The sequence below is a fragment of the Enterococcus massiliensis genome, assembly GCF_001050095.1.
Taxonomy (GTDB): Bacteria; Bacillota; Bacilli; order Lactobacillales; family Enterococcaceae; genus Enterococcus_C; species Enterococcus_C songbeiensis.
Genome location: NZ_CVRN01000005.1, coordinates 287576 through 302821, shown reverse-complemented (window position 1 = coordinate 302821; position 15246 = coordinate 287576). Strand labels below are relative to the sequence as shown.

General features: G+C 38.9%; 11 protein-coding genes. 3 read left to right on the top strand and 8 right to left on the bottom strand.

The genetic code is table 11. The features are described 5' to 3' along the window. Nucleotides 1-4: 4 nt before the first annotated feature. Nucleotides 5-1078: a Gfo/Idh/MocA family protein gene (locus tag BN1875_RS04470; protein WP_048603661.1), complete on the bottom strand. Its 1074-nt coding sequence runs from the start codon at nt 1076-1078 to the stop codon at nt 5-7. A 159-nt stretch (nt 1079-1237) separates the two neighbouring features. On the opposite strand from BN1875_RS04470, the gene BN1875_RS04465 reads away from it, so the two are divergent. Beyond that, complete coding sequence (locus BN1875_RS04465; RefSeq protein WP_048603660.1) at nt 1238-2110, top strand: AraC family transcriptional regulator; 873 nt, start codon at nt 1238-1240, stop codon at nt 2108-2110. Nucleotides 2111-2156: 46 nt separating this feature from the next. On the opposite strand, the gene lacD is transcribed toward BN1875_RS04465, so the two are convergent. The 6 genes from lacD to BN1875_RS04435 form a co-directional block, all read right to left on the bottom strand. Next, nucleotides 2157-3170 carry a tagatose-bisphosphate aldolase gene (gene lacD, locus BN1875_RS04460; RefSeq protein WP_048603659.1) on the bottom strand — a complete coding sequence of 338 codons (1014 nt, stop codon included), beginning with the start codon at nt 3168-3170 and terminating at the stop codon, nt 2157-2159. Nucleotides 3171-3255: 85 nt separating this feature from the next. Continuing rightward, entirely contained in the window at nt 3256-4422 is a 1167-nt protein-coding gene (locus BN1875_RS04455) for an SIS domain-containing protein (protein WP_048603658.1), read from the bottom strand. 16 nt (nt 4423-4438) lie between these two features. After that, nucleotides 4439-5167, bottom strand: coding sequence for a GntR family transcriptional regulator (locus tag BN1875_RS04450; protein ID WP_048603657.1), 729 nt, complete (start codon nt 5165-5167; stop codon nt 4439-4441). 310 nt (nt 5168-5477) lie between these two features. Continuing rightward, a complete protein-coding gene (locus BN1875_RS04445; RefSeq protein WP_048603656.1) occupies nt 5478-6341 on the bottom strand; it encodes an ROK family protein in 864 nt (287 codons plus the stop codon). Between the two features lies 1 nt (nt 6342). Beyond that, nucleotides 6343-9018 carry an alpha-mannosidase gene (locus BN1875_RS04440; protein ID WP_048603655.1) on the bottom strand — a complete coding sequence of 892 codons (2676 nt, stop codon included), beginning with the start codon at nt 9016-9018 and terminating at the stop codon, nt 6343-6345. 12 nt (nt 9019-9030) lie between these two features. Then, nucleotides 9031-10320, bottom strand: coding sequence for a glycoside hydrolase family 125 protein (locus tag BN1875_RS04435; RefSeq protein ID WP_048603654.1), 1290 nt, complete (start codon nt 10318-10320; stop codon nt 9031-9033). A 157-nt stretch (nt 10321-10477) separates the two neighbouring features. Between BN1875_RS04435 and BN1875_RS04430 the strand changes: the two genes are divergently transcribed. Then, nucleotides 10478-11533 (top strand): GntR family transcriptional regulator, encoded by a 1056-nt coding sequence (locus BN1875_RS04430; RefSeq protein WP_048603653.1) that lies wholly within the window; start codon nt 10478-10480, stop codon nt 11531-11533. Beyond that, entirely contained in the window at nt 11530-13674 is a 2145-nt protein-coding gene (locus BN1875_RS04425) for a GH92 family glycosyl hydrolase (RefSeq protein WP_048603652.1), read from the top strand. The genes BN1875_RS04430 and BN1875_RS04425 overlap by 4 nt, the downstream gene beginning before the upstream one ends. 109 nt (nt 13675-13783) lie before the next feature. Here BN1875_RS04425 and BN1875_RS04420 read toward each other — a convergent pair whose 3' ends face one another. Continuing rightward, nucleotides 13784-15190: a sulfatase family protein gene (locus BN1875_RS04420; protein ID WP_048603651.1), complete on the bottom strand. Its 1407-nt coding sequence runs from the start codon at nt 15188-15190 to the stop codon at nt 13784-13786. Between the last annotated feature and the right edge of the window lie 56 nt (nt 15191-15246).

The following is a 15246-nucleotide window of genomic DNA, read 5'->3' as shown; positions in this document are numbered from 1 at the left end:
TCTCCTATAAATAAACCGGTGCGCCAGTTTTCGAAGACTCGTAAATCGCTTCTAAAATCTGTGTGACTACAAAAGCCTCTTGTGGTTTAACGACTGGTTCTGTGTCAGTTAGAATCGCGTTAATCCAGCTTTTAGCTTCTCGAATCTCAGGTGTTTCATCCGCACCTTCATAAAAATCAACCCCACCAGTTTCCAGTTCAATCTCTTTTGCATATAACAAACTGTGATCTTCTCCATTAATTGTCAGACCATTATTCATATCTGCACCAGCTTTGGTTCCACAAAGAGTTGTTTTTGCTTCCTTTACATCCAAACTGTTCAATGCCCAGCTGGATTCCAAGAAAATCGTCGCACCGTTTTCCATCGTAATAAAGCCAAAGGCAGAATCTTCGACTGTAAATTTCTCGGGATTCCATGGACCCCAAGCATTTGCCGCATTTTCAGTTTTCGACAATTCATGATAAGCTTTTCCAACAACCAATTTTGGCTGATAATTATCCATCATCCAAAGAGTCAAATCCAATGCGTGGGTACCGATATCAATCAATGGACCTCCTCCCTGAGCTTCCTCATCAAGAAAGACACCCCAAGTCGGTACTGCCCGGCGACGAATGGCATGGGCTTTTCCAAAATAGATTTCTCCAAGTCCATCTTCTCGACAAACATTATGGAGATAAGTCGAATCAGTCCGGAAACGATTTTGGTAACCAATCGTTAATTTTTTCCCTGTTCGTTCAGCAGCAGCAATCATCTGTTTGGCTTCAGCAGAAGTTTTTGCCATTGGTTTTTCACACATGACATGACAATCTGCTTCCATTGCTGCAATTGAAAGTTCAGCATGTGTCGCATTTGGCGTACAAACGTGAACAACATCCAACTTTTCTTTTTTGAGCATTTCTCGGTAATCTGTATAAATATGTCCCTTATTTTTCCCAAATTTTTCCTGTGCCGCTTCTGCGCGTTCCTCAATCAAATCACAAAAAGCCACCATTTCTACTTCGGCAACTTTTGATAATGCCGGCATATGTTTCCCGTTAGCGATACCGCCGCAGCCAATAATTCCAATTTTTAGTTTCATTCATTTCCTCCTGTAACCGTTTTATTTTATCTAAGTATAACGAACTGAATAAAAGAATTCTTCCCATTTTTCTTGTAAAAAATTCCCGATTTTTGTCCTAATTTACTTTTTTTCAGGTACAATAGAACAAAAGAAACAAACCATGTTTGGAGGAAAACTATGAGCCAATATTTGGAAATTCCTAAATTAAACGGACTCTTTCCCTTTCGGAGCTTTATCAGTCATGGATGGGACATCACCTATCCTCACTGGCACAAAGAAATTGAAATTATTTACTGTCTTAAGGGGCGTGTAAATTTAGGCGTTTATGAGGAGATCATTCAATTGGAAGAGGGGGAAATTTATTTTTTTCCAAGTGGTGAACCGCATTTTTTTCTGGCTTCCCCTGATAGCCAAAGAATCGTGTATCAGTTTGAGTTAAAGCTTTTTCATGAAAATGAAAACCTCCAGCAAAAGGATCGAACACTATTTGAACTTTTCGATACAGCAGTCAATCACAGCCGTTTTTGGCCAGAGAACAGTGAAAAACAACTAAAAAAATTGTTACTTTCGATCTATGAAGAAAATGAGACAGAAAACGAGGGAAAACAATATACAATTATGGGGGCATTGTATCAAATTGTCAGTCTGTTTTATCGGTTACCCGTAAAACCTGTTCAAGATGCGAAGCGCGCCACCCAAAAAGCACTAAAAAATAAAGAGACTTTGACCTATTTGAATACCATTTTTGAATATGTTGAACAACACTATCTCGATCCCCTTTCTTTGGAGGATATTTCTTCCCATTTAGGATTCAGTCCTAGTTATTTTTCTCGCTTTTTTAAAAAAAATGTTGGCTTTTCCTTTACCCAATATTTAACGGAATATCGCATCAATCAAGCAAAATATATTTTAGGTACAGAAGAACTGCCAATGACTGAGGTCGCAACAAAATCCGGCTTTGCCAGCGTCAAAACATTCCATCACGTTTTTAAATCCAGTGTGGGAATCTCTCCAATGCAGTTTCAGAAACAATTGGGAGGAACAAAATAATCCCAGAAGATTAGTTTTGCAGTTAATCTTCTGGGATTATTTTTTACTAAGCTGAAACTACTGGATCCAATTTTTTAACTTTTACTTTTGAATGCCAAGTAGAAGCGGTTGTATTGAGAATCTCATTTAATGCTTCAATATTTTGACGTCCTTCTGTTGCCAACCACTTCGCTGCAGCCTCAGGTCCTTCTTTTACGAATGGTTCGACAACACCTTTCCAAGTTGCTCGGCCACACAACACTCCGTTAAATTCAGAGCCAGCCTCTTTAGCAAGCAATAAAGTTTCTTGAAACAGCTTTGCTGAAACGCCGCCAGATAAGAAAATAAATGGCAGAGTCGTCGCCTCACTTTGTTCTTTGAAAAAGGTCTGTGCGGCTTCTTGAGTATAAACGGCTTCTTCTTCGGCGAACCCCTCAACAAAACGCATATTGACCGGTACTTCAACTTTTAAAACATCAACTTTATATTTGGGTTTGGAGAATTCTTTCATCATTTCAATTACTTTGCGGGGTTTCACAACTGCATATTCACGACTATTCACATCAGAAATATTGGCATCATAGGAAACTAATTCAAGATAAAATGGCATATCTTCTCCAGCACATTCACTTCCTAAACGTTCAATAAAAATATGTTTTTGATCATTGATTTCAGAACCTTCATCCACATCGTAATACAGTAAAAATTTAATTGCATCTGCTCCTCTGGCTTTAAGACGTTCCACCGACCATTCCTGCAATAAATCGGGCAATCTTCCCGGAGTCGTTGTATCGTAGCCAGTTTTTTCATAAGCAAACAATAATCCTGCTGTCTTAGCCCGCGCATCAGCTGCGGGTAGTCCGTATTCAGGATCCAATAAAATAGAAGAAGAGTACTTAGTTAACTCTTTAGAAACCAGAACCTTCAACTCTTCAATATCTTTTGCTTCTGCCGTCTTACCCAATGCAGCAAACATTTTTTTTAATGCACCTCGTTGATCAATGGCCAACGCAGCAATAACACCATCCTTTGTAGACAGCTGATTCATCATATTCTTTTTGCTTTTACTTATTTCTAACACATCATTCACCTCAAATATTATTTATGACCTATCATAGAAATGACTACTCGGTCTACACTTTTGGTCTATTTTTAAATGACTTTATTTATTCGTATGGGTGGATTGTTACCCCCTTAACTACACGGTTGACAGTGCCTGTTGGCGAAGGAGTATCCGGCCTGTTGCCGATTTTAACAGAAGACAGTAAAGCTACAGTTTGTGCCACCATCAAAAACGGTAGTGCTGCATAACCATCTGGTAAGGGATCACTCACTGTATTAAAAAGAAAATTTGTACCTGGGAATACTCGTTTGTCGTTTCTTTGACCAATTGCTACCACTGGTAGTGCGATTTTATCTCCAGCTATTTCTTCTAAAATATCAGAATCGTATTGCCGGGTGTAAGCTGTATTGCTAAGGAAACCAAAAACCAATGTTTTATTATCTACAAAAGATTTAGGACCATGACGAAAACCCATAGAAGAATCAAAAACTGTCGCCGTTTTTCCAGCAGTCAGTTCTAAGACCTTCAACGAAGCTTCCCTTGTCAAGCCTGAAAATACGCCTGACCCAAGATACACAATCCGTTGGTAATCCAATGCAATTATTTTCTGGATTTCCGATTCCCTTTCAATGACCTCTCTTCCTAATACAGCCATTTCATCAATGAATTGTTCTTTTTGGTGATTTTTATCGAACACCAAAAGTGCCATCAATAACATACAAGAAAAACTACCAGTCATTGCAAATCCTTGATCATTCGCTCCACTAGGCATTAACAGTAATAAATTATTGGGATCGTTTTTTGACTGCTGAGCTAATTTTCCCTCCGATGCACAAGTAATAGTGATATGGCGAATGTGAGTAACCACTTGATTCGCAATTTTAACCGCAGCTAAACTTTCAGGAGAATTCCCACTGCGAGCAAAAGATACTAGGATCGTCCAATCATCTGGTTGTAAATAGTCTAATGGTGCTGCCACAATATCCGTTGTTCCAATACTCACGAAATCAAAACGAGTGTGATCCCCATTTTGATTCAAGAATGGTCTCAGTGTATCGCCAACATATTGAGAAGTTCCAGCACCAGTAAAAATCACTCGAATTCTTCCAGAAGCTTCTTGAGAAGCAATAGCTAAAAAACTATCAATTTTTTCTTTTATCTGATGGTAGATTTGCTGCGTTTCTATCCATAAATCGGGTTGTTGCATAATTTCTGCAGTTGTAATTGCTGCACCTTGTTTTTCCAATTCAGCTTTAGAAAGTTTAAACATAGTTATACCTCCACTATTAAAAGCGGGTATGAACGATTTTATAACGAAACTGATCCGCACGTGCGATACTTTCCGTATACTCAATGATTTCATTCTTCATATTATATGTTTTTCTCATCAAGTGTAGGACTGGTGCCCCTTCACGAATGGCTAATAATTCTGTGTCCTTCGCCCGAACAATACTCGCATAAAATTCTTCTTCCGCTAATTTTATTGTTTCCTGAAAATCTTCTTTAAAAATATCGTACATCGCTTTCTCTTCTAATTGTTTCTTGGTCAATGTCAGAAAATGGTTAAAGGGTAGATATGTCCTTTCCAACATCATTGGTAATTCATCCGCAATACGCAATCGCTTCAATTTGATCAATTTTACTCCCAAACGTAGATTCATTTGCTGAGCCAAATACTTATTGGCTTCAATTTTTTCAAACAACAGAACTTCAGATTTTGGAATTTTCCCTAACGACTTCATTTGTTCCGTAAAACTATAAGAACCAACCAAATTCAACGCTGTATCCTTCAAATCTGATACAAAAGTTCCTTTTCCATGCTGTCGATAGATAAATCCAAGATTTTCTAATTCCTGCAAGGCAAGCCGCACCGTTGTACGGCTTAATCCATAAATTTCAGATAATTCTCTTTCTGAAGGAAGCATGGTGTGGGGTTCAAGTTCATTTTCAATTTTTTCTTTTAATAATTCCACCAATTGATCATAGAGTGGTTGCTTTTTTATTTTGTTTGCCATGTTTTTCACCTTTTCTGGTTACTACAACCTATTCAGCACCATTATATCTGTTAGTTTGCAGTTTTATTTTTATAATAGCAAACAAATTTGCTTTGTACCAACAAATCACTTAATCACTCACTCCCTTTTTCCCTCCACACCAACTGGTAGTAACCACATATCCAATATACTACCTGTTAAATTATAAGTCAATGTTTTTCCTTAACCTCTTCCAAGATGAACATGAAAAGAACGAAGAATTTTTTCTCCAAGAAAAAAGAAAAAAAAGAAGCCCCGTTATCAAGGACTTCTTTTCAATTTGTAGCGTAATTTATTTTTTCATTGCTTCCTTCGCCAACAGCAAGCTACCAATAATTCCACTTTCATTTGGCATACCCCAGCGCACGATGTATTCTTCTGGTGCCGGTGTTTCCATATAACCAGCCATTTGCTCAACAAATTGTCGACGGATATTTTGCAAAAGATGGTCTTGGTTCATTACACCTCCACCCAAAATGATGACCTCAGGAGCCAGTGTCAATGCATAATTCATCAAAGCTTGGGCAATATAGTAGGCTTGAATATCCCAAACCGGATGATCTTTTGGCAAATCTTGTCCTTTGATTCCTGTTCGAGCTTCCAAGGAAGGTCCGGCAGCCAACCCTTCAAGACAATCTTTGTGGTAAGGGCAGGTTCCTTCATAATCATCTTGTGGATGACGTTTGATTCGGATATGCCCCATTTCAGGATGGGCAATCCCTTGAAAAATCTCGCCATTCAAAACAACACCCGCACCAATCCCGGTACCAACGGTTAGATAAATACAACTGTCTTTTCCTTGCGCGGCTCCTTGCTTCAACTCACCAAAAGCTGCTGCATTCACGTCCGTTGTCCATGCAAAAGGAATGTCGTATCTTTTTTTCATCGTTCCCAGAAAATCATAATTTGCCCAGCCTTTTTTCGGCGTTGCTAAAACAAAACCATAATTTTCTTTTGATTCATCGATTCCAATTGGTCCAAATGACCCAATTCCCATTGCTTCTAATGAATAGTGATCAAAAAAATGAAAAACTTGCTCAAAGGTCTCCTCTGGTGTTGTTGTTGGAATGCTGACTTTTTCAATTATTTTTTGATTTTCATCAGCTACTGCGCAAACAAATTTTGTTCCGCCGGCTTCGATACCACCAAAATACATGTTACTCCTCCTCGATTCCAATCGTGCGGATTTCATAAGGTCGCAATTCTTTTGAAACCGTTCCGATTGGTTCTTCTAATAAATTCAGCAGTTCACTGTTGGTTTGATTTTCTTTTGTAACCATCAGTTCAGTTGCTTCATTGCTTAGATTATACCCCCGAACAATCAATTTCGCATCACTTTCTCGGCGTTTTAAAGCAGTGACTGCAAAAGTTGAACCTTTGATACTTAAGTAGTGCTTTTTATTTTCCAAAGTTCCGGTATGAATACTGGTTTGTTTACCTGTAAATGGTACCTGATTGCTGTGTGCACGTTGATATGTTGCAAAACGTCCCTCAGGTGCCCCATGAATTTCAATACCAAAGACAAATGTGTGCTCACCCAAGCATTGCGCTTCCGGTGTTGGAAAATAGCCCCAATCGCCTAATTCTCCTACACTTCGTAATAACGTCAGCGCAATCGTATCTTCGACAATTTCATATTCATTTAATCCAAAGTTGGATACCGTCACACCAAAGGTATCACCGTGCAAGTTGACAAATGCGTGCTGATGTTGTGGATTCGTTGGATTTTCCCAATGAGTTGAAACGGTATTTGGTCGAGTGACAGCTTCGTAAATGCTATCTGCTTCATGGGTTTCAACGGCTAGGGTTGTTGGGAACAGTACTCGTAACCGATGATCTTTTGCTTGATTGTTCATTGATGTTTCAAATGAAACGTCACGAGTCACATCATTGATAGTGATAATTGTTTTTAGAGTCATTGGAATCATTTTTTTAGAACGTTGCGCTTTTCGATAACGAAATTCAATGACTGCTTGTTGTTCCTCCGTTAACCGTTCATCTGCCGCTTCTGGTACCAACATACTTTGCGTTAAAAGAACCTTTCCGATAACACCATTGTTTTCAATAATTTCTACAGTATGAGGAAACTCTGTGGATAAAATCGCCCGATCATTGACTGGTTGCTTAAAGATGTATTCATTTCCAACATCCCCTACATCTTCAAAAACCAAGAGATTTTTCAACGTTTTACCGGTAACTTTGTCTGTTAAAGTCAAAGAACCATTTTCTTCAATCGTCGCTTTTACAAATTGATTTTCCAAAACGCGGCCATCTTCGTGTACCAAGGAATTTGGAACAATCGCACTTTTTTCTTCAATTAATGCAAATGTTTCCCATGAAAATCCAGCCATTTTCTCTACTTCCAGTGTCACGATAACATAGCTTTCCATATAAGGAATTCGAAACGCTTCTTTTGGTAACTCGTAATTAAAGCGAACTTTGGGCTCACTAATTGCGGCCTTCATTTCTTCACCTGCAGCATTGATGATTCGATACATACCAGCTGGCTGATTTTTTAATGCTTCAAATAAACGGTGAGGAACACCCTCTTTAAATGTTTTCCGCTCAAGTTCCACTTCAATTTCAGCGGTACCGCTTTTAATTGTGCCGTTTGTATTGAATACGACAAACGGTTTGCTGTTTTTAGGAAATTGAGTCGTATCAATGGCTTGAATCAATGTTGCTGCCGCTTCCTCTGCCACAAATTTCCCAACTTCATTTGCCTTTTCAAAACGAGGCATCATTTCTCGATGAACTTCATCAACAGAACAGCCGCAAATACTGTCATGAGGGTGATTTTGCATCAAAGTCTTCCAAGCATAAGTTAATTGATCGTGAGGATACTTTTTCGTCACCTCATAAGCCATCGTTGCTAAAGGTTCGGCAATATTTTCTAATTGACGAGATACCCGAGTGTTCCATTGTTTCAAATATACACGAGCAGAAGCAGTATTTGCTAAGGTATACCAACCATCTGTTTCCTGACTGGTCAGTTCACCATGAACAGTTCCCAGATCCTCTGGCAAATCGCCTTGAACTGCTTCTAAATATTCTGTAAAGCTAGAATGAACAAATTCATAGTCTGGGAACAATTCATTTGCAAGTCGAATTGCCGCAGTAATATCCTTTTGTACTGGCTGATGATCCACTCCGTTCATCATTAAATAATGATTCGTTGAGCCATATTTTTCAACATCTGCCAATTTTTGTTTCCAAAAGATTTTTGCTTCCTCTGGATCAATTGGGATTTCATTTCCATTGCTATACCAATTAGCGAAGAGCAATCCAAAAATTTCACTCCCATCCGGTCCCTCCCAATTCATCTCTGAATATTGAGAGGTGTAGTTATCATCTGGCAAAACTTCATTATCAAAGCCGATTGGTTTTACTCCCCGACCAAATGCCGCACTTTTTAAATTTGCCTGTAACATCATTTGTGGCGTTTGCCCCATATTACCAAAAGTATCCGGGAAGTAGCCCAGCATGACCGGTGTGCCCCACTTTTTGCTTTCTGCCATGCCAATCAACATATTTCTGGTATTCGATTCTGAACTGGTCAAAAAATCATCTTGTAAAATATAAAAAGGGCCAATCTGTAATTTCCCCGCATGAATTGCTTTTTGTACTGCTTCTCGTTTTTCAGGACGGACTTGAAGGTAATCATCTAAAATAATCGTTTGTCCGTCTAAATGGAAACTGTTAAATTCAGGATCTTTTTCAAATAACTCCAACAAATCATCCATTAGGGTCACTAACCGCATATGGTGTTGCTCATAAGCCATATACCATTCACGATCCCAATGGCTATGAGAGATAATATGAACTTTTTTCATTGAGAACTCCTCCTATTTTTCTACACGGATATCAAAATAATCCATCACTAATTCGCAAAACATCATATTTGCCCAAGAGAACCATTCCCGAGTGTATTGATTGGGATCATCCACATGAAAACCTTCATGCATCAAATGTGTTCCGGCATCTGTTGCCACTAATTGGTTTAAGATGCGTTCTTTTTCTGATTTGCTGTTTGTTGTCATCCCTTCCATTGCTAGTGCAATTGGCCAAACATAGTTTTCCGGTGTATGAGAAGAACCGATTCCTTTGGCAAACTTTCCTTCATAATAATACGGGTTTTCTTTACTTAACAATGTATTTCTCGTACGTAAATAACGCGGATCATTCATTTCGCCATACCCCAAGTAAGGCGCGGCAATCAAATTAGGAACATTACTGTCATCCATTAAAGTAGCGTTTCCTTTGCCATCTACTTCATAGGCGTAAATATCTTCACCAGCTTGATTTTTTGTACGTCCAAATTCTTCAATCCCTTTTTGAATATCTTTTTTCAATACTCCTGCTTTTTGAACAATCGCTGGATCCTTTAAAATAGTTGAAAAAATTTCTTCCAGATAACCTAAAACTACTACTGCAAACATATTTGATGGAATCAAATATCCGTAAGCACAAGCATCATCACTTGGACGGAAGCCTGACCACGTTAACCCAACAGGAGCAACTTTTGCACCGCGGCCTTCATTGATCAAAGTGTCTTCTTTACGATCCGTGTCACGAACAAAGGTATAAGGTGACTCTGCATGGTTTTGTTCTGTTGCAAAAACCTCTAAGATTTTATTTACCCCAGAAACAAAATTTTCGTTAAATTGATCGGTTCGTCCAGTATTTTTGTATAACAGATAAGCCAGCTGAACGGGATAACAAAGAGAATCGATTTCATATTTTCGTTCCCAGATCCAATCATTCATCTCAGTATGATCGGTTTGATGCCCTGCACCATTGGCTGTTTCGTTAAAAGCATTCGCATAAGGGTCAATATTGATATAGAAAAATTGTTTCTTTACAAGTCCTGAAATCATTGCTGCTAAATCTTCGTCTTCTTTTGCAACAACCAGGTAGGGTCTAACCTGCGCCGTGGAATCGCGCAACCACATTGCTGGAATATCTCCTGTCAAAAGAAAAGTCGTACCATCTGTTTGTCGTTTGACAGTTGTTAAGAGGGTGTTTGCAAATGCCGCATTAAAATTCTCTGCCCATCCACGATGGTCCGTGCCGCATTTTTTAGTGATCATTTCCATAAAGTTCTCAACTGATTTTGGTATATCTTTATAAACCATTTATTTGTTTCCTCCAATATTTGATATATCATTACTCCGTAACTATACCTCTTTACTCTCCCGTTGTCTACGCTTTCAGAGAAAAAAAGAACATTTACATTTTTGAAAAATATGGTATTATCAAAATATGATATATCATTTAAGGGGGGAGGTTATCATGAAGGAACCACTATACAAAACAATTTTACAAGATCTTGTTAAAGACATAAAAAAAGGAACTTTTCCTGCCGGCGCACAACTACCTACTGAAAAAGAGCTTTCAGAAAAATATCAAGTTAGTCGTATCACCTCAAAACGTGCACTGACTGAATTAGAACAAGCAGGCTTGATCTACCGTCTTCGAGGCAAAGGCAGTTTTGTAAAAGCTGCGAATCAAGCAGAAAAAAAAGTTGCTACCCATCGTATCTTATTTCTTTTGCCTTTTGTCAATGATTTGTCTGTTGGAAATTTCAATGAAGGTCTGACACCATTTTTACAGAAGAAAAAATATGATGTGTTACTGACAACCTCTGATTTTCTGACACAAAAAAATGCTGACGATATTCAAAAAGAATTTGACGGATTGATTTATTATGCTTTAGACACCGAACAGCATCTAGATATTCTTTTCGAATTATCCCTGAAAAATTTCCCTGTAGTTATTCTTGATAAAAAAATTTATGACTTGCCCTTTCCCACTGTTTTATCGGACAATCGGTCAGGAGGTAAACTGGCAACTGAATTTTTGATCCAGTCAGGACATCAAAAAATAGCTTATCTTTTTGGGAATCAAGTCCATCCACAATCTGTTCGTCAACGTTATCTAGGCTATATTCAAGCCATCAATCAAGCTGGAATCACTTTTCACACTTCTTTAGATGATCCACTTGCGACAACTAAAAATCTCTGGCACTATCTTCAGCTGCACAACATTACTGGCTTGGTGTGTGAAAATGATTTAGTTGCTATAGAGGCCATGCGGATCATCAAGCAACATCAGCAACAGGTTCCTAAAGATTTCTCTGTCATCGGCTTTGATGATATTCAAGCGGCTGCGCTTGTTGATCCTCCATTAACGACCGTTGTACAAGATTTTCGGACATTGGGACAAACAGCGGGAACCTTTCTGATTAACTGGATCGAAAAAGGAGAATTGTCACAGGATCACAATGTTCCTGTGCATTTAATTAAACGTGCTTCAACAAAAGAAACCACTAAGGAGAAGTCTCAATGAACATAGAAAAAATTGACACACGTCACGGAACCGCCAATCAACATAGCTTTTCTAACGGAAATTGTTTACCTTATACTGGTGTTCCTTTTGGTATGAACTATTTTGCCCCTCAAACCACTGATCAAAAAGGCAGCTGGTGGTTTCATCCGGAAGACCGGGTTTTTCAAGGTTATCGCTTAACACATCAACCCAGTCCTTGGATGGGGGATTTCAGTTCCCTCCTGATAACACCAGTCAGTGGACATTTTGAACAAGTATCCCCTTTTCACGTGCAAAGTTCGTATCGTCCAGAAGAAAGCCACTTCAGTCCCACCCATTTAGCGATGGAACAATTACGTTATCAAATTACCTCAAAACTAATTCCCAGCATGTATGGAGGAATTTTAGAAATTACGTATCAAAAAAAAGAAAACGGTCTCTTTCTTTCCCTGCCAGGTACCTATCAAATCAAAGCCCTCGATGAAAAACATTTGGCTTTTCAACTGATTAATTTCAGCGGGTGTGAAGATGACCATTTCACTTTTTATGGAATTTTACAATTTGAACACCCTATGATAGAAGCTTTTGAAATGCAATCAGGAACAGATGGTCACGTATTGCTATCTTTTGGTAATTGCTCAAAACAAGTTTTGCGTTTTGGTACTTCTTTTATTAGTCAAGAGCAAGCATTGCTTAACTTGCAGCGGGAGCAAGAACAAACGCTTCAAGACTATCTTCAATCCAGTCAATCCCAGTGGCAGCACTATTTGGATAAAATCCAAGTGGAGCACCACGACTATGAACAAACAAAAACTTTTTATCATAATCTTTATCGTGTCTTTCTTTTTCCGCAGACCTTCTATGAACTTAATGAGAAAAAAGAGAAGATTCATTATGATACTTTGCATAAACAGGTTCGTCCCGGTGTTCTATATACAAATAATGGATTCTGGGATACCTACAAAACGGTTTACCCGCTATATTCATTGATTGCTAAAGAAAAATATGAGGAGATGTTGGAAGGTTTTTTAAACAGCTACTACGAATCCGGCTTTTTACCAAAATGGCTTTCTCCTGATGAACGAGGCTTGATGCCGGGAACATTAGTAGATGCTGTGATCGCTGATGCAGCTGTCAAGGAAATTCGTCCTGATTTAATGCCTGAATTTTTAAAAGCCATGATTAAAGGAGCGACCATCCAAAGTGAAAAAGACAACTATGGTCGACAAGGAACAAAAGATTATCTGACATACGGCTACGTTCCCAGTGATTATCACGAGTCAGTCAATCATACACTTGATTATGCGTATAGTGATTTTTGTATTTCTCAAGTTGCAGACACATTGGATCAAGCGGAAACCGTTGCTCACTATCGACAACAAGCCGGCAACTATCGCCAATTATTTGATGAGCACGCGGGGTTAATGAGGGCAAAGGATCGAGAAGGAAGTTTCCGAAGCCATTTCAATTCTGTTCGCTGGGGTGGTGATTACGCGGAAGGAAGTGCATGGCAAAGCAGCTTTGCCGTTTATCAGGATTTTGCTGGCTTAATCAAGTTATCTGGAGGAGACACTGCCTTCCAACAAAAACTGATTGATCTATGTAATCAATCTCCTTCTTTTGACGTCGATGGCTACGGATTTGAGATTCATGAAATGAGTGAAATGGCCGCTTTAGAATTTGGTCAATTGGCAATTTCCAATCAACCAAGTTTCCACTACCCATTTCTTTTCAGCTACATTGGCAAACCCGAGATGGCCCAGCCTTTACTGAAACAATTGATGCAAGAAACTTTTCATTCAGGAATTAAAGGCTATCCGGGAGATGAAGACAACGGCAGCATGGCTGGTTGGTACATTTTTAACAGCCTTGGTTTTTATCCTGTCACCCCCGGTAGTGGAGAATACGTGATTGGAATGCCTTTGGTGAAACACGCAAAGATCAGGCTTTCAAATGGAAAAGAGCTAGTGATCGAAGCAACACCAAATTTACCTCAGCAACAATTTATTCACGAAATCAAGCGAAACCAAGAGATTCACAAAGCGCTCTACTTCACACACAATGAGTTGTTGGCAGGCGGAACCATTGATTTCCATCTGGGAATCGTTCCAAATCCACGAACGTATCACTCAAACGAGCTCCCTTTTTCACTTTCAAAATAAACTACTTAAAAATCCTCGCAAAGCTGATTTCTACGGCTTTGCGAGGATTTTACTTGTTAAATTCTTTTTGATGAAGGTAAAGCCAATTATTCTCAAACTAAGAATAAATTTATTTTTCTGACTCTAGTTTTTCTTTTTGCGCCCAAAAAATCTTACCTTGTTCAAACTGGCGATCTCCTAACACTTTTGCATGTTGAACCAATTCTGCCTGCATTTCTTTTACAAGAGGCTGAAATTCTTCCGAATCGGCTAAATTATTCATCTCTTTTGGATCCTTCATAAGATCGAACAATTGCGTATGCCGCCCATAGATTGTTGCATATTCAATCAGTTTATAGTTTTCTTTCAAAAGGCCACGAATTTTATCAGTAAAGAGTAAATAGATTTCTTTCCGCCCTTCTTCTACTCCAGCGATTACTGGGAGCAAGGATTTACCGAACAAGCCTTCAGGAATCTGAACACCGGCGTAATCTAAAATCGTCGGCATGATATCTAAAAGCAATGCTCTTTCTTCCACTCGATAATTTTCTGGAATTCCCGGTCCTGCCATAATCAAAGGAACGTGAATACTGTGTTCATAAAGATTTTGTTTGCCCATTAAGCCGTGTTGACCAATTGAGATGCCATTGTCACCAGTAAAAATGATTAGCGTGTTCTCCAGTTGCCCAGTCTCTTTTAACGCATCAATAATCGTTCCAATGCGCTCATCGATGTGGCTGATCATTGCGTAATAATCTGCAATATGCTGTCTCACCGCTTTTTCAGGTCGTGGATAAGCTTCCAATGATTCATCCCGCTGTGCTTTGACATCAAAGTCAAAAGGATGTTCCGGCAAATAATTGACGGGTAGTTCGATCTGATCTGGATCATACATATTTTGGAATTTTTCTGGCATCGTTCGTGGATCATGCGGCGCCAAAAAATTGCCGTTAATAAAGAAGGGTTGCTCTGAACCGGAAACTTCGTGTATTTTCTTAATAATTTCATCTGAAAACAAATCAGTGGAATGTTTCCCTAAATCCAGATGATCTGCAGGCATTTTGATTTTGATATTTGTAGAAAACGGATCGTAGGTGAAGTTTTTCCACTGATCATATTTTTTTGAAGGATCAAAATTATTCACAGGAACATTCCAATGATCCCACATACCGCCAAAAAAGATTTTTCCTCCATCGGTAAAGGCTCGACCATAACCATCAATCCCATTGTGCCACTTTCCGATCCCGATTGTTTGGTAGCCGTTTTTTTTCAATTCTTCTCCTAAAATTGCATGATCTTTTGGAATCACTGCACCGAGATCTTGTAATTGAAAGAGATGTTGAGAGGTGTGCATCATTGCTCGTGAAGGCATACAAACTGCTCCAGAAGTTCCACCAGGAATGTAGGCGTTCTCAAAAGTTGTCCCTCGTTCTACTAACTTATCCAAATTGGGCGTCTGGATCTCTTTATTTCCCAAGGCATGAACTGTATTGAACCGTTGATCGTCTGCTACAAGAAATAAAACATTTTTTTTCATTTTCTTCGCTTCCTTCTATATTTTATAGCGGAAAAAGTACTTTTCCGCTTGATTCC